Source organism: Paenibacillus sp. 8b26 (genome assembly GCF_050626875.1).
In the GTDB taxonomy this organism is placed as follows: Bacteria; Bacillota; Bacilli; order Paenibacillales; family Paenibacillaceae; genus Paenibacillus.
Genome location: NZ_CP192445.1, coordinates 3,903,738 through 3,919,302, shown reverse-complemented (window position 1 = coordinate 3,919,302; position 15,565 = coordinate 3,903,738). Strand labels below are relative to the sequence as shown.

Here is a 15,565-nt window from a genome sequence, read left to right as displayed (position 1 = left end):
AAACTGCCGCCTGCCATTATATGCATTACAGGAAATGAATGCTTCCCTAAATCCGTCCTTCAATCCGTTATTTTCTGCGCGGACGCGAAGGGGCAGATTTCTTTTTAGGAGCAGCAGGTTCGCCACTCGTCGAAATTTTGTCTTCGTCGATAACGGCCTGACGCTCTTGGTTGGATTCAATTTGCGCCTTCATGATGTAAGTCGCTACTTCCTCCTGGATGCTGGCGATCATGGCATGGAACATTTCAAAACCTTCAAACTGGTATTCACGCAATGGATCGGTACCACCATAAGCACGCAAGTGAATACCTTGACGCAGCTGATCCATAGCATCGATATGATCCATCCATTTGCTATCCACTGCACGCAATACGATAACTTTCTCGAACTCGCGTACCATGTCTTCACCAATCGTCTCTTCACGTCTGTGGTATCTTTCCGTAACTTTCTCGAAGATCATTTCAACGATCTCTTCTTTTTCTTTACCCCACAGATCATCACGACTGATTGCATTTTCATCAAGCAGATTGCTGTTCACATATTCTGCCACTTCTTCAAGTTCCCAGTTTTCAGGAATGTCATCGCCGCAATGAGCTTCAACCACACGCTCAATGACAGGCTTGATCATGTCGAACACAACTTCTTTAATGTTCTCGGATCCCAGCACTTCACGACGCTGTTTGTAAATAATAGTACGTTGCTGATTCATCACGTCATCATACTGGAGAACGACTTTACGCTGGTCAAAGTTGTTGCCCTCAACGCGTTTTTGCGCCGATTCGATAGCACGTGTAATCATACGACTCTCGATTGGTTGGTCTTCCTCGAAGCCCAAGCGCTCCATCATATTGAGTACGTTGTCCGCACCAAAACGCTTCATTAACTCATCGCCCAGCGATAAGTAAAACTGTGTAGACCCCGGATCACCTTGGCGTCCTGCACGGCCACGAAGCTGATTATCAATACGACGTGATTCATGACGCTCTGTACCGATGATGTGTAAACCGCCAATACCCGATACGCCTTCGCCCAACACGATGTCTGTACCCCGCCCTGCCATGTTCGTGGCAATGGTTACCGAACCCGCTTCACCTGCGCGGGAAATGATTTCAGCTTCCTCGGCATGATACTTGGCGTTAAGCACTTTATGCCGGACGCCTTTGCGTTTCAGCATTTCGGAAAGAAGCTCCGAATTTTCAATAGAAATCGTACCTACCAATATCGGCTGGTTGTTTTTGTGGCGCTCCACAATTTCATCCACTACCGCATGGAATTTACCTTTTACGCTCTTGTATACTACGTCAGGCATATCCACACGCTGATTCGCCCGGTTCGTAGGGATCTGGAGAACTTCCAGACCATATATTTTTTTGAATTCTTCTTCTTCTGTTTTAGCTGTACCCGTCATACCCGCCAATTTGCGATACATACGGAAATAGTTTTGGAAAGTAATCGTCGCCAGCGTCATGCTCTCGTTCTGTACAACGATATTTTCCTTCGCTTCAATCGCCTGATGCAAACCATCGCTGTAGCGACGTCCGGCCATCAGACGGCCTGTGAACTCATCGACAATCAGAACTTCGCCGTCAGCTACGACATAATCCACATCCAGACGCATAATGGCGTTAGCTTTCAATGCCTGCACAATGTGGTGATTAATTGTCACACTTTCCTGATCGTACAGGTTCTCCAGTCCGAAGAAATTCTCAGCTTTAGATACACCATTCTCGGTCAAAGCAACCGACTTCACCTTGATATCCAAGGTGTAATCTTCTTCAACATTCAGACTCTTCACAAAACGGTCAGCCGCAAAATACAGCTCCGTCGATTTTTGAGCTTGTCCTGAAATAATCAATGGTGTACGAGCTTCATCGACGAGAATCGAATCCACTTCATCAATGATACAGAAGTACAACGGACGTTGTACCATCTGTTCTTTATAAAGCACCATGTTGTCACGCAGGTAATCAAATCCAAACTCATTGTTCGTGCCGTATGTGATGTCGCAAGCATATGCAGCTTGTTTTTCTCCATGACCCAGACCGGACAAATTCAGCCCTACCGACATGCCCAGGAAGTTATAGACTTGTCCCATTTCTCCGCTGTCACGTTGCGCCAAATAGTCATTGACCGTAACCACGTGCACGCCTTTGCCCAACAGTGCATTCAAATAAACCGGCAGTGTTCCCACCAGTGTTTTACCTTCGCCGGTTTTCATTTCGGCAATTTTACCTTCATGCAGCGCAATACCGCCAAGCATCTGTACGTCATAATGACGTTTGCCCAGCACCCGCTTGGACGCCTCACGAACGGTTGCGAAAGCATCCGGCAAAATCTCTTCCGCCGTAGTTCCTTGCTCTATCCGGGCTTTAAACTCCGCCGTTTTCGCTTGCAGCTCCTCATCCGATAGCTTCTCGAAATCCGGCTCTAATTTATTGATCAGCTCAACCGTCTTCATTAAACGCTTGACGTCACGTTCGTTTGTATCTCCAAAAATTTTCTTTACAATTCCTAACATGGTTTACCCCTTTCACGCAAAACAATTAATAGAATCAATTTCACAATAAGAAAGGGTCCATGATGAAATTGATCCCGATATGTTTGACAGGCCCGGCTATACCAGCCCATCGTGCGATGTTCTTTGCATAAATTGTAACAGTTTGTAGGACATGCCGCAACACAAGCCGCTCCCTGATTTGCATCCGGTTAAAGATACCAAAACAATTGACGCATGAAATACACAATTAGTTACGTTTATTTGCATTAAAATTACATTTCATTTTCAGAAAAACATATAAAAGAGCCCTACCCCGCCAGGTTCGCAAGGATAAGGCTCGTCGTTATTTTCATTCTTCCCAATCTCCAATGAAGCATGCTTTCAATCGGGAACCCTCTATTCATTTTAAAACATGATAAGTTCCTGTCTTACAGATTATTCCCGTTCGATCAGACCGTATTTGCCGTCATTGCGCTTGTAAACCACGCTGACTTCTTCGTTATCGATATTGGCAAATACGAAGAAATTATGTCCAACCATGTTCATTTGAAGAATGGCCTCTTCCACATCCATCGGTTTCAATAAGAAACGCTTGGTGCGGACGACTTCCAGCTCATCCAATTCTGCATCCTCATCTTCAGCAACAGCTACGCCACCTGCCGTCCCTTCTACAAAAAGGGTCTTCAAACTGCCTTCCTGACGGAATTTACGGTTCAGTTTGGTTTTATGCTTGCGGATCTGCCGCTCAAGCTTGTCTACCACGGCATCAATGGACGAATACATGTCGTCGCTTTCGTCTTCGGCACGGAGTACAAGCCCCGGCAAAGGAATGGTTACTTCTACAGTGTGCAAATCTCTGGTTGTGCTTAACGTTACACTTCCGTCAGACGTCGGGGGTGCATCGAAATACTTCTCAAGTCTGCTGAATTTCTTATCAACGTAGTCCTTCAAAGCGTCGGTAACCTCGATCTGTTGACCTCGTACTGTTAAGTTCATAGGGCACGCCTCCTTTGCCCCTTCAGTATAGCACATATGTTAACGCCAAGTAAAAAAACACCCAACATTTCGGAGCTATTTTACAAAAATCTTCTTTTTTCGATAAAACCCTTGGCGACTATCTCATCTTTTTGAAAAGATCATGTTTTATTGAGACCTGCATACACATGTGAATAATCAGCACATATAAAAATAGTTGATCTGCTGCATCGTGACATTTTATGTATTCCCAGCTTTACGCTCAGCTACTTTAACGAAAAAGGAGGGAGGCTTTTTCACACTGAATCCGATGCAGGCCTGTGGTGCATGCACGACTTAGTTACCATGCGTGGCAATTTTATACGAAAGGTTTATTACGTTCAGCCTAGCTGGCTCTTCCCAAACGACGATCCTTCAAACGGAAAATATTGGAAGGGATAGAAAGTAGGAAGCTAATCCATGGCTTTTATTCAGCGTTATGCAACGAACCAGACGGGGGCTGTTACCTTTATAGGGAATACGCTCGGACTGGCCCATTCCGCTTCGGTAGGAGTACCGGGAACTGTAACCAGCATTGGCGCTTTCATCACAACCAATACAGCCTCTCGCTTTGGCACGTATCCATTGGGCACAACCTCTGCAATTACAAGTAACTCATCGACAGCATTTCTTGTGCTTCCTGCGGGCAGAACGGTGCTGTATGCTGAGCTTATTTGGGGAGGAAGTTATGCCAACGGCAGCACTAATGTGTTGTCCAGCGCCAGCAATCCGGTAAGTATCTCCACAGAAAATACTGAGGCCGTAGCAGGAGAGCCCCTTACCTACACAGTGCAGCTTAACAACTTTGGCAACGTAACTACCGAAGTTACCCTGCAAAACTTTATTCCTGCTGGAACTCTGTTCGTTCCTGGCATCATTCAGTTGAACGGTCAATCCTTGTTGGGGACCGATCCTGCTGTTGGTGTTGGTCTCGGATCTGCGGAACCCGGACAGTCCTTAACGCTGACTTATCAAGTGACCGTGGCCGAAACACCTCCATCCGGCTACATCGTCAATCAGGCTACGCTTACCTATTCGTTCACACTACCTGGAGGAAGATCCGTATCAGGCTCTCTGGCCACAAATGCCATCAACACTCCAGTCGTATATCCACTGCTTGAATTAATCAAAAATGCGAATACCGCCGATGCCTCCGTAGGCGATACGCTCACATTTACCATACAAATCACGAACAAAGGCGGTATCCCGGCGCTATATCCATTGTTCACAGACCCGTTGCCGCAAGGACTGATTTACGTACCTAACAGCCTGACGATCCAGGAGGAAGCTCAGTCAGGCGCTAATCCGGGCACAGGAACCAATCTCCCGGATATTGCTCCAGGTGAGACTGTCATCCTTACGCTACAAGCCCAAATCCGCGAAGCACCCGTGGATGGAACCTTCAGCAACCAAGCCACCGTCGCGTATACCTCACGTCGTAGCGGAGGTGAAACTGTTCAAGAGACTGCTCAATCCAACACCGTCGGCGTGACCGTCATCGCAGCTATTCCTAAACTCACACTTAGCTCCAGCGCTCTACGTGTCGGGCAAGAAGATACCTTGTCCTTTACCGTCAACGTGGAAAACATTGGTAACACTCCGCTGGAGGAGCTATTCCTCACTGCACCATTCGCAGCCGAAGATTTCCTTTTACTGCGAACGGTCACTGTGAACTCTGTGCCACTTCCATATCCTAAATTGCTCCAAGGTATCCCGTTGGGCCGTCTTGACCCAGACCATAAGGCCGTCATCGTCTTTTCCTTGGACATTGAATCCGCACTTCGTGCTTATCTAATCGCTCAAGTCATCCTGCGCTATCAATTCCGCTATCCAAACGGACGCGTAGAGAAGCAGTCTGCTTCCTCCAACACCATTTTCGTGGAGATGGCTGACTTCGACGGTTCTGTAGAGTAACTTTTCACCGTGCTGTGTATCGCCTAGCTCCTTACCATCGTGTAAGGGGCTTTTTTATGTTTTTATGTACATCTGCTCATCTAGAAAACATAAAAAAGCCCTGGAATATATTCCAGGGCAGTTGCTAGCGCGTTATCCATTGCTAACCATCTTACCAATTATGTAGGTCGGCTATGCCGGGGATGATTATAATTTGGTTACGTTAGCGGCTTGTGGTCCACGTGCGCCTTCGACAATGTCGAACTCCACGTCTTGTCCTTCTTCAAGTGTTTTGAAGCCTTCTGTTTGAATTGCGGAAAAATGAACGAATACGTCGCCGCCATCAGCAGTTTCAATGAAACCATAACCTTTTTCTGCGTTAAACCATTTAACTTTACCTTGCATGCACTAACATTCCCTTCGTCATCAAATGAAGTGAGGCTCTCGCCTACAATTCCGACTATACCACCCAAGGTTATCCATTGTCAATTGGAATTGATAATGTTTTCATGTATAGTTATTCCATATATAATACAATGGGTAAATAGTCAACAACTTTGTTCTCTTGAACCATTAAAACTTGGACTAGAGTAGACTTACTAATCATGTTTTAAACTACATTTTGGTGTCTGAAACGATAAATTGATAGATTTTTTTGTATGTGTCCTTTCTATTCGCTTAAACTTATTAGAGACTTTACAAATGTTAAAAAGCTCTCGTCCACACAATAAAACGTGTTGGGCGAGAGCTTTTTAAATTTATTTCCTACGATCCATCAGAAAGCTATCAGGCGTATAGCTAGATTCATAAGCACTGCGTTGCGATTTGGCCATATTTCGCTGGACAAGCCAATTTTGGGCTTCCTGTTTTAGCGATTGCATGTGCTGATCAATTATTGCATCATGCCTTAGAATAGACTCTAATTTCCGTTTTTGCTCCGCTGTCATAGATGTATTTTCCAAGACACTCAGCAATTTATCCACCTTCATTTGACGAACTTCGACAAAAATCTCAACTTCCTCGTAATTTGTCTCATTCAGTCGAAGTATGAATTGTTGGGTTAGTTGCTCCAATTGGGATAAAGCGTCATTTATCATAGCTTACTGTTCCGATGACAATGACATACCTGCCGTCAGCTTGTTCACTGCAATCCAAGTTTCACGCAATTCTTGCAGATAACCGAGAACTTCTTCACCTGACTCAATCTTTTTCTTGATATTGGTTTGGATCAATAAATAGTTCATATACTCATATAAAGCATATAAATTTTTGGAAATATCGTACGAATGATTTAACGTGGACATTAGCTCGCTGATGATTGTTTGTGCCTTGCCCAGGTTTATGTTGGCTTTAGCAATATCATTGGATGATATTCCCTCAAGACCAGCCTTTACAAAGCGAATGGCACCATCATATAACATAATGATGAGTTGCCCCGGAGTAGATGTCTGCACTGAAGACTGTTTATATTTTTCATAAGGAGATGAAATCAAACTAATCACCCTTTTCTAGACTATTTTAAAAGGTTTGTCAAATTGGACGACTGCGATTGGTACTTACTCATAGCCGATTCCATGGCAGAAAACTGCTTGTAATAACGAGTTTCAGCATCTTTGAGTCTGCTTGTTAGATCTGTAATACGGCGATTATAGCCTTTTAATTGATCTCCCATTACACTTTCTGTTTTAAAGGTCATACTGCCATTCGTATCAAATTTCGATGTACCTGCTTTTTTTACAAACATGTCCAACGTAGTATCAAGCTTACTTCTTAATTCGCTAAACAAAGGCTTGCTGGTTACATCATCAGACGACCCTTGGAATATATTCAAAACCTTATCGGGATCTGTCGTCAAAGCAGCCTTCAGCTTCTCTTCATTAATTTGTAGCTTACCATTTTCGTAGTATTGACCTGTGGTTATACCAACTGAACTCAAGTCCCCTAATTTACTAGAAATAGTCATGCGCATAGATGAAACAGCAGAACTTATAATAGAGTCATTTTTAAGAAGACCACTCTTAGCCTTTGTTTCCCATTGTTTAATTTCGTCTTCTTTCATGTCTTTTCTCTGGTCTGCTGTCAATGGAGGAAAGTCACGGTACTTTTGTTCACTTAGTTTAGTATTAAATGTACTTAATAGGTCATTATAAGTATCCACAAAAGATTTAATGGTCTCCATAGCTTTTGTTGGATCTGATTGGGTTGTTATTTTGGCAGGTCCAGTGGTTCCCGTGGTCTCTAACAGAGTCAGCGACACTCCATTAACGACAAGGGAGTTCTTATCAGGATTATAAGTTTTAGAACTCGAATCCGCAGTATTCGTTACTATAACTTCTCCCTTTTCAGCACCCTTTACATCTGTAGAACTAATTTGGAATAAATCCATGAGCGTACTGCTTTTAACCTGCTTGTCCGCACCTGTTAATTTAATATTATTGCTATCCCCATAGTCTTTAGCTGTAATGGAGAACTTACCGCTGATTTCATCAAAGGTTGCTGTTACGTTCGCCCCTTCTGAATTGATACGACCGATCACTGCAGATATTGTATCAGTTTTAAGAAAAGTGATTGTTTTGTCATTGATATTTAACTCATAAGTATCTGACGCACTCCCACCTGCAATTTGCTCCAATGTTGTATTTTTAGTAGCATCTGCCGTGCTGCTTCCGGCAGTACGTAGGCCTGTTGAGGTTTGCATATTGGACTTTGTTGCTAACTTGTTAACGACTACAGACATAGGTGTAGAGCTAGCATCAGCATTAGCTTCCGCTTTAATAGCCGTTGTATTACCAGTTAACGTCGATTTTTGAGTGTTCATAGCAGCTGACTGGTTCATATCCTTCATTTTTTGACTAAATTGTACAATTTTGGTGTTTAATTCACGATAGCTATCACGTGTCCACTCCAATGTCTGTTTCTGCTGATTCAGTTTGTTTAAAGGAGCTCTTTTGGCAGTCATCATTGATGTGACCATACTGTCTATATCCATTCCTGAGAAACCGTTTATACGCATTTCATTACCTCCTTATACTTTTTCATCAATAAGAATTCCTGCAATTTCCATCATCTTTGCTACTAAATCCAAAGTCTTTTCAGGTGGGATTTCTCGAATCAATTCACCTGTATCTTTGTTGAGAACTTTGACCAAGATCTGATGTGTCTTCTCATGCACACTCATTTCCAACGTGGTTGTGGGCCCCTGAAGAGCTTTGACTGCGCGGTCTATAGCACGGATAAGCTGCTCTTCTCCAAGAGGAATAGCAACCCCCTGCTGCTCCAATTTAGTTAAAGCTGATCCACTTTTAATGGCAGTTACTAATGATTCAATTGTTTTGTTACCAGCAGTGGAACCTTCACTAATTTGAGACACACCGTTCGCCTGTCCATTCATCTGATTCGTTGAAACCGAAAATTGCAGATTCATTCTTCCAACCTCCGATGGCCTATTTATTATTTTATCGGTTGTTTAGAGTATATTGTGAAGAATATAAAACTATAATAGTATATTAAAGACTATCTAATACTATATTCAGCATATTGGTAACCTTAATAGCACCCTTTTCATTAAGATGGTCCATATCTAAAAAGTCAGACTCAACAAAGTCATCTGAATCAAATAAATCGACTAACTTAAATATGTGCGTATTAGCCAGACTATTCATAACTTCATAGAAAACAGCTTTAAATTCGGGATCAAAAAAGTTTTGGTAATATTCCGTCGCAGGGAACGCCACAACGACAGGAGTTATCCTTTCTTCGTTTAAATAATTGATAAGATTTTTCAAAACATTAGTATTCTCTTTTACAGTTTCATTATGGACTAATAATTGATTATGTTGTTCTGCTCTTTGTTGACCTACTGCTACCTTTTGCGACAGATCCATGTCTTCCAATCTAATATTCCCGAGTAAGCTGAACAATTCTCTGTTAATATTATTATTAAAGTATGAATCGTGTACAATTACTGCATCAACAATAGTTTTGTCTAATTTAATTTTATTGAATATAATATGATATAAAAAGCTTAAATTATTATCAAAATTCATATCAGATGAGGTAACACTATCTTTTACTTCGAAATGGTGGGAATCCTTAAAAATAGGATAATAGACCTTGTTAATCCTATTCACAGCTTCTTTTTTACTTCTGGATAGATCATAGTGAAAACTGTAGTAGGACATACCTATAATACAGTATTTGATTTTTCGACTATACTTCAAGGCCTCTTTCACGATTTTACGACTGTAGTAAAGATCCTGAGAAGCAAGAGACAAATTCAAAACACTTTTATCAAAACTGCGTTCACTAAGCCCAAACATTGAATAAGACGATCCTGCTGCTAAAATTTCTGAATCAGTATTTTCCTTAATATTTTTGGATAAATAGTAGTAGTCATAATTACTATAATATTTCCGACTCACAAAATTACCAATCAATTCCTGGACCAATTTTTTATAACTAATGACTTCGTCAAAACTAGCTAGCAAACCAGCTAGTTCTTCACTTATATCATCCACATTTTGAATCAAAACATGATATTTGGCCTCTGGTTTCTCAACCATTCCCTTTAAAAAAGGTAATGAACTTTTATCATTTGAGAAAAACCCTTTGAATACTGTATTTTCTTCATGGAAACATTTGCTTATAATATTTTGATTATCTTGTCCTAAAAAATAAACATTGATTCGATGTTCATTTTTTAGAACTTGATAAAACTCACTGCATTTAAATATAACTCCTTGATAGAGTGAGATCATTTCTTCTCGTGTATACTCACCATTACAATACTCAATAAATGTAGTGGCCCTCTCCGTTAGTTGTTCGAACTCTTGATACACTAAATATTTTTGGCTTCCAATAATGAATTCAACCAGGATATTAATACAACTAAATATTTCTTCATCACTACTCAGTCCAACCATTTCATTTCTAAGTACATTTAGTTTCTCAATATCGCTATAATGATCGATTATATCAATACCATTTTTTGTAGTAATAATCCTTCATCTCCTTAAGACTTATCCTATTCTTTAACTTGTAGTTTCTATTGTTTATTCATATTTCCACTATCATTTAACATATAGTGACTTTCACACTGGGGACAAATCCAGACTGAAGGTTCTTTTGCTGGATATAAATCATTTCCACAAGTACATAACCATCCGATTGCTCTTGCTGGAACACCAACTATCTTCTGATGAGCTCTCACTGACCTCACTATAGCTGCATGAGCTCCTGCATAGCTATAATCCGCAATAGTCAAAAGTTGGTTTACTGAAACCTGTATACCCAACCATACATTTGAACCTATGGATACCCCTCCTGCTACCACTACTCCCCCAGCAATCATCGTTCTCTTGCCAATACAAGTAGAATGCGCTATATATACATGATTATCTATTTTTGCTTCACTACCAATTGTTGTGAACTCTCCAAATAGACCTTTATCGATCGTCACACATGATCCAATTTCAACATCATCAGAGATATAGACACCACCCACATGCGGAATAACTTTCCTCTTTCCACCTATATCTTTCACTTGAAATCCATTTCCACCTATAACTGTATTGGGTTTTATAACGACCCGATCACCCAAAACAGTGTTAGGCATGATGACCACGTTATCCATTATTACACAATCATCCCCAATAGCGACTGATTCTCCAATCACCGCTGTCTTCGCTAAAAAAATATTAGCTCCTCTTCGTTCTTCTATAACTTGAAATGTATTTTCATGAACAAAATACATGAAAATACGATAGAACAACTGCTCAGGATTTTCATCAGTTACTAAGTAACTTTTTGCTAAACTGCATGATTTCAACTTTACAAAGGAGCTATGAACAATGCAGGCTCCAATATTAGATTTATTAAATTGTTCTGCATACACTTCTGAATTAGTATAACTTAGCTGCATTTGAGGCATATTTGTCCTACTGGATAAATTACCAAATTTCGAGATAAGAATATCGTCCCCTAAAACTTTGCAATTAAATTGTTCCGCTATAGAAGATAACAATATGGGGTCCATACGTAATTCAATTTCCATTTAAGATCACCCTACCATACTAAATTTCAGTTATACAGAAAAGTTATTAATTGTCTGAACCACATACTCAAGGTCTTCCATAGACAGTGCAGGATTCACAGGAATAGACAGAACCTGCTCTGATAGTTTATCTGCTGTAGGACATGAATACTGCTTTTGTTTAACAGATGCCAAGTACTCTTTTATGTGCAATTGCTTATGGACTGGTAATTGATAATGAATGCCCGTCCCAATTCCTTTTTCAGTTAAATAGCTTACGAGTTGATCTCTATAAGTAGTCGTTATTGTGAATTGATGAAACACATGATGTGAATACTCATGAACAAATGGTAATGTAACCAGATTGTTGTGTATATTGGAGAAATAATATTCCGCATTTTTTCTGCGAGCAGAATTCATTTGATCAATTTTTTTGAGTTGCTCAATACCGATAGCTGCCGCAATATTAGTCATTCTATAATTATAGCCAAGTACTTCATGCACATATCTTTGTTTTGAACCATGATTGATTAGTAATTTACTAGTATCCAAGAACTGCGTATCCTGAGAAACAATCATTCCCCCTTCCCCAGTAGACATGTTCTTGGTAGGATAAAAGCTAAACGTGCCGCCACATCCAAATGTACCTACTGGCTTGGATTGATAAGTTGCACCATGGGCTTGAGCACAATCTTCAATAATAGTTAAATTAAATTCTTTAGCTACTTCAGCTATTTTGTCCATTTCGCAAGATTGTCCAAACAAATGAACAAGCAGAAGATATCTTGCCTCGGGAAAATCATTGGCTGCCTTACGTATAGCTTCCGGTGAAATATTAAAACTGGCCTCGTCTACATCTACAAAAACAGGGACTGCATTGCAATATAATATAGCATTACTAGTTGCTACGAAGGTGAATGGAGTAGTTAGAACCTTATCTCCTGGCTTTACACCTGCAGCCAATAGGGCAACATGCAAAGCTGCAGTACCATTGGCAACCGCTGCTGACCCTGTATAGCCAAAATGCTCTGAAAACTCTCTCTCAAATTGGTAAACCGTCTCTCCCTGAGCTAACTGTCCACTTTCCAAAACTCGAGTTACGGCTTCAATTTCTTCTGTTCCTATCGACGGCTTTGCTATAGAAATATGTCTCATATCGTTATATTCAGCTCCTGTTCTTGTAATTCCCACGATTTCGAAACCCCTGTTGTCGCTTTTTGAATTTCTTTTACTATTTTTAAGGCTTGAAGACCTTCAATTCCGCCAGTTTGGGGGGCAACCCCGGTTTGTATAGACTTAATAAAATCATTTATTTCCATATGCAACGGCTCATGATTAGCAACTAAAACTTTCGCAGTAATCTGCTCCTGTGTATATTTATGATCAAAACCTGTTTGAAATAAGTCCACTCCTACTGATGTTCTACGGGTTAGATAGAGCTTACGCTCTAAAAGATCTGCCTCAATTAACTTTTCGGGCATAATGATTCTCCATGACCTTATTTTTTGCTCAGTAGCGCGGCTCGTAGTTATGCTAATAAGAACACCGCTTCGACTTATAAGTTGTGCATTTACTAAATCATTCCTATCAGAATGAACACATACGCCCTGGGCAGATATAACCTGTACAGGTTCATTGAGCAAATAATATATTAAGTCAATGTCATGAATCATAAGGTCAGATATCACATCTGTATCAAAGATTCGAGGATCAAAAGGGCTCTCCCGATGGATATCTATATAGACAGGCTTTTTACCATTAAGTAGCTTCTTCAATTCTGTCATGACAGGATTAAAACGCTCAATATGCCCAATAGCCAGTCGACTACCCGTTTTCTCTGATATTTCAATAAGCATCTCAGCATCGCGGATCTCTTGAGTAATGGGCTTTTCCAAAAGAACATTTACACGATTTTCGAGAAAAAACTTAGCAATCTCATAATGCGTACTTGTTGGTGTTACTATACTTACTGCATCAACTTTTCCTAGAAGTTCTCTGTAATCTTTAAACCCTTCCACACTAAAAAATTTTTGCGCCTGCTTTATTCGTTCTTCATCAATATCTACCACGCCAACTAAATCCACATTAGGATTATGGTATAAATTCCGTATATGATGAAGACCCATATTACCTGTACCAATGACAGCAACTCTAACTTTCATTTCCCTCACCTTCCTTAGTTAGCTATTTCATGAACCCACAAACAAAGTGGAAATTTATTTTTGATACTATCAACAATATTCTTCATCATTTCCTTATCTTCTAATTGCTCGTACAAACGATAGCTTCTTTCATAAGAGCTATATTCAGGGGAAAGATTTAATAACTTTGTATAAAGAAGCTGTGCATCTTCCACATAACCAGAATTAAAACAAGCATCTCCCAATAATCTTATTATTTTCTCATCAGTAGGATTAACCTCTAATAATTTAACTAAAAGGTCAATAGCTACTTCATTAAAACCAAACCTGATCATTTTTTCTAAAGTATTGTATTTAAGTTCTAAAGAACCTAACCAAATATACTCTAAAATACATTGAAAAATCTCATACTCTTGGAGTACTAACAAGCGATCAACTAGTTTTTCTAGTGTATTTTCCAAGTATGTTGTAAATTTCGGTGTATCTATTTCGTGGTTCATAATAATGCTTCGAAGCACTTTTGCTTCTTTTACACTTAAATTCAAATAAGATCTGGATAATTCGAAAAGCTCAGAATCCTTGAGAATTAGTGCAAGTAGCAAAATATCTTCACCATTCTCCGCATCAATATTTTCCATTCCTAACCACATTGATTTTGCTTTGTCATATTGCTTATCGTACTGAGTTGCTACCACCAGAACATTATCTTCGGGATTAACTTTATAGTCACTGAGATATCTGTTCAATATAGGATGCCGTAAAGCATAAAGCACTTCAAGTAAAACCTTAAGCTCTTTAATGGCTGAGATACGATATATCTGATTAAAATTCTGATAAACATCAGTCAGTGGGATACTGGCCATGGTCACAATCTCAAAATACTTTGCGATTCCAGCCAAAAAGTCTTTTTTTATTCGAACGCATTCAACGATATGCTCATAGCTTAGCAAAAGGCGATAATTTTTCTCATGCAATTCTGCCAATCTATAATATGCCATGAATCCCCCATTGCCCTCCGTTATTGTTATTCCTTGATCTCCGAGTTGTAAACATGTTTCTAGTGTTGCTATAGCATCTTTATAGTAATGAACCTCCGAGAACACAAGCGCTTGCGTGTGACGTAAATCTGTTTCATTGGGATACAGAGCAGTAGCATCATTAAGTATCTGTAAAGCCTCAAACTCTCTTTTTAAAGAAACTAGGCAGTGGCTTAAATTGGTCAAAAGATCAGACACAATAATTAAATTAGTACTTAATGGATACGCCTTTTTAAAATATTGTATAGCCTTTTCGTGCTCCCCAACCCACTTATAGGTTCTGCCCATATTAAACAAATTATAAGCATTGGGATTTTCCTTTACTTCCTGTAGCATTAAAGGTAAATTTCTTTTTTGTTTATCTCTGTCTTGCATCATTTCATCTGTGTACCCTGTATGGAAAAGATACGATTTTCCAAAATCGCTTGTAAATGCCTTCTTATCCTCGTCTAAATTATTCAAATGCTCATGCAGCCGATTGCGATAAAACAATCCCTTAGAATTAGCAAAAAGTCGTATAGAGGTATGCTCTATTTTTTGACCCTGAGAAAAAAAGTTATGAACTTTCAGGAAATAATAATCACATTCTGAACTTACATCCGCTTTTAGGTCTGAGCTCTCATCCAAATATTCATCTGCATCCATAATCAAAATATAATCTGATGTCGCATATTTAATCGCTTCATTTCTCGCAGCAGAAAAGTCATTAACCCATTTAAAGTTATAAACTTCATTTGTATATTCTTTCGCTATATCCACCGTCGCATCGGTCGAGCCTGTATCTACGATTATGATTTGATCCACTTTGTCCTTCACACTATCTAGGCATCTTCTTAAATACTGTTCCTCATTTTTTACAATCATACATAATGCAATTGTTTTATACATATATCAGAATTTCCTCTCACTAAAAAATAGTTATCGTTACTCCTTATATCGGTCATATTTAGAT

The 15,565-nt window shown here is 39.8% G+C and carries 13 protein-coding genes; 1 reads left to right on the top strand and 12 read right to left on the bottom strand.

The features are described from left to right. Window positions 1–67: 67 nt before the first annotated feature. Window positions 68–2,518: a preprotein translocase subunit SecA gene (gene secA / locus ACQ4MX_RS18055; RefSeq protein ID WP_431086445.1), complete on the bottom strand. Its 2,451-nt coding sequence runs from the start codon at window positions 2,516–2,518 to the stop codon at window positions 68–70. A gap of 414 nt (window positions 2,519–2,932) precedes the next feature. After that, window positions 2,933–3,493: a ribosome hibernation-promoting factor, HPF/YfiA family gene (hpf, locus tag ACQ4MX_RS18050; protein WP_431086444.1), complete on the bottom strand. Its 561-nt coding sequence runs from the start codon at window positions 3,491–3,493 to the stop codon at window positions 2,933–2,935. A gap of 438 nt (window positions 3,494–3,931) precedes the next feature. Between hpf and ACQ4MX_RS18045 the strand changes: the two genes are divergently transcribed. Next, entirely contained in the window at window positions 3,932–5,425 is a 1,494-nt protein-coding gene (locus ACQ4MX_RS18045; RefSeq protein WP_431086442.1) for a hypothetical protein, read from the top strand. A 186-nt stretch (window positions 5,426–5,611) separates the two neighbouring features. Here the strand turns inward: ACQ4MX_RS18045 and ACQ4MX_RS18040 are convergent, their stop codons facing one another. The 10 genes from ACQ4MX_RS18040 to ACQ4MX_RS17995 form a co-directional block, all read right to left on the bottom strand. Beyond that, window positions 5,612–5,809, bottom strand: coding sequence for a cold shock domain-containing protein (locus ACQ4MX_RS18040; RefSeq protein ID WP_013373372.1), 198 nt, complete (start codon window positions 5,807–5,809; stop codon window positions 5,612–5,614). Between the two features lie 353 nt (window positions 5,810–6,162). Next, window positions 6,163–6,501 carry a hypothetical protein gene (locus tag ACQ4MX_RS18035; protein WP_431086441.1) on the bottom strand — a complete coding sequence of 113 codons (339 nt, stop codon included), beginning with the start codon at window positions 6,499–6,501 and terminating at the stop codon, window positions 6,163–6,165. Window positions 6,502–6,504: 3 nt separating this feature from the next. Continuing rightward, window positions 6,505–6,897, bottom strand: a complete 393-nt coding sequence (fliS, locus tag ACQ4MX_RS18030) for a flagellar export chaperone FliS (RefSeq protein ID WP_431086440.1) — start codon at window positions 6,895–6,897, stop codon at window positions 6,505–6,507. Between the two features lie 20 nt (window positions 6,898–6,917). Continuing rightward, window positions 6,918–8,417 (bottom strand): flagellar filament capping protein FliD, encoded by a 1,500-nt coding sequence (gene fliD / locus ACQ4MX_RS18025; protein ID WP_431086437.1) that lies wholly within the window; start codon window positions 8,415–8,417, stop codon window positions 6,918–6,920. Between the two features lie 12 nt (window positions 8,418–8,429). After that, window positions 8,430–8,828, bottom strand: coding sequence for a flagellar protein FlaG (locus tag ACQ4MX_RS18020; RefSeq protein ID WP_431086434.1), 399 nt, complete (start codon window positions 8,826–8,828; stop codon window positions 8,430–8,432). An 82-nt stretch (window positions 8,829–8,910) separates the two neighbouring features. Beyond that, window positions 8,911–10,326: a hypothetical protein gene (locus tag ACQ4MX_RS18015; RefSeq protein WP_431086432.1), complete on the bottom strand. Its 1,416-nt coding sequence runs from the start codon at window positions 10,324–10,326 to the stop codon at window positions 8,911–8,913. A gap of 122 nt (window positions 10,327–10,448) precedes the next feature. Continuing rightward, window positions 10,449–11,456 (bottom strand): hypothetical protein, encoded by a 1,008-nt coding sequence (locus tag ACQ4MX_RS18010; RefSeq protein WP_431086431.1) that lies wholly within the window; start codon window positions 11,454–11,456, stop codon window positions 10,449–10,451. 30 nt (window positions 11,457–11,486) lie between these two features. After that, window positions 11,487–12,626, bottom strand: coding sequence for a DegT/DnrJ/EryC1/StrS family aminotransferase (locus ACQ4MX_RS18005; protein ID WP_431086429.1), 1,140 nt, complete (start codon window positions 12,624–12,626; stop codon window positions 11,487–11,489). After that, window positions 12,587–13,597 carry a Gfo/Idh/MocA family oxidoreductase gene (locus tag ACQ4MX_RS18000; protein ID WP_431086426.1) on the bottom strand — a complete coding sequence of 337 codons (1,011 nt, stop codon included), beginning with the start codon at window positions 13,595–13,597 and terminating at the stop codon, window positions 12,587–12,589. The genes ACQ4MX_RS18005 and ACQ4MX_RS18000 overlap by 40 nt, the downstream gene beginning before the upstream one ends. A 14-nt stretch (window positions 13,598–13,611) precedes the next feature. Then, a complete protein-coding gene (locus tag ACQ4MX_RS17995) occupies window positions 13,612–15,501 on the bottom strand; it encodes a glycosyltransferase (protein WP_431086425.1) in 1,890 nt (629 codons plus the stop codon). Window positions 15,502–15,565 lie beyond the last annotated feature (64 nt).

Coding starts and splice junctions, on each gene's coding strand:
- secA (WP_431086445.1), bottom strand. CDS start 2,518: ATGTTAGGAATTGTAAAGAAAATTTTTGGAGATACAAACGAACGTGAC.
- hpf (WP_431086444.1), bottom strand. CDS start 3,493: ATGAACTTAACAGTACGAGGTCAACAGATCGAGGTTACCGACGCTTTG.
- ACQ4MX_RS18045 (WP_431086442.1), top strand. CDS start 3,932: ATGGCTTTTATTCAGCGTTATGCAACGAACCAGACGGGGGCTGTTACC.
- ACQ4MX_RS18040 (WP_013373372.1), bottom strand. CDS start 5,809: ATGCAAGGTAAAGTTAAATGGTTTAACGCAGAAAAAGGTTATGGTTTC.
- ACQ4MX_RS18035 (WP_431086441.1), bottom strand. CDS start 6,501: ATGATAAATGACGCTTTATCCCAATTGGAGCAACTAACCCAACAATTC.
- fliD (WP_431086437.1), bottom strand. CDS start 8,417: ATGCGTATAAACGGTTTCTCAGGAATGGATATAGACAGTATGGTCACA.
- ACQ4MX_RS18020 (WP_431086434.1), bottom strand. CDS start 8,828: ATGAATCTGCAATTTTCGGTTTCAACGAATCAGATGAATGGACAGGCG.
- ACQ4MX_RS18015 (WP_431086432.1), bottom strand. CDS start 10,326: ATGGTTGGACTGAGTAGTGATGAAGAAATATTTAGTTGTATTAATATC.
- ACQ4MX_RS18010 (WP_431086431.1), bottom strand. CDS start 11,456: ATGGAAATTGAATTACGTATGGACCCCATATTGTTATCTTCTATAGCG.
- ACQ4MX_RS18000 (WP_431086426.1), bottom strand. CDS start 13,597: ATGAAAGTTAGAGTTGCTGTCATTGGTACAGGTAATATGGGTCTTCAT.
- ACQ4MX_RS17995 (WP_431086425.1), bottom strand. CDS start 15,501: ATGTATAAAACAATTGCATTATGTATGATTGTAAAAAATGAGGAACAG.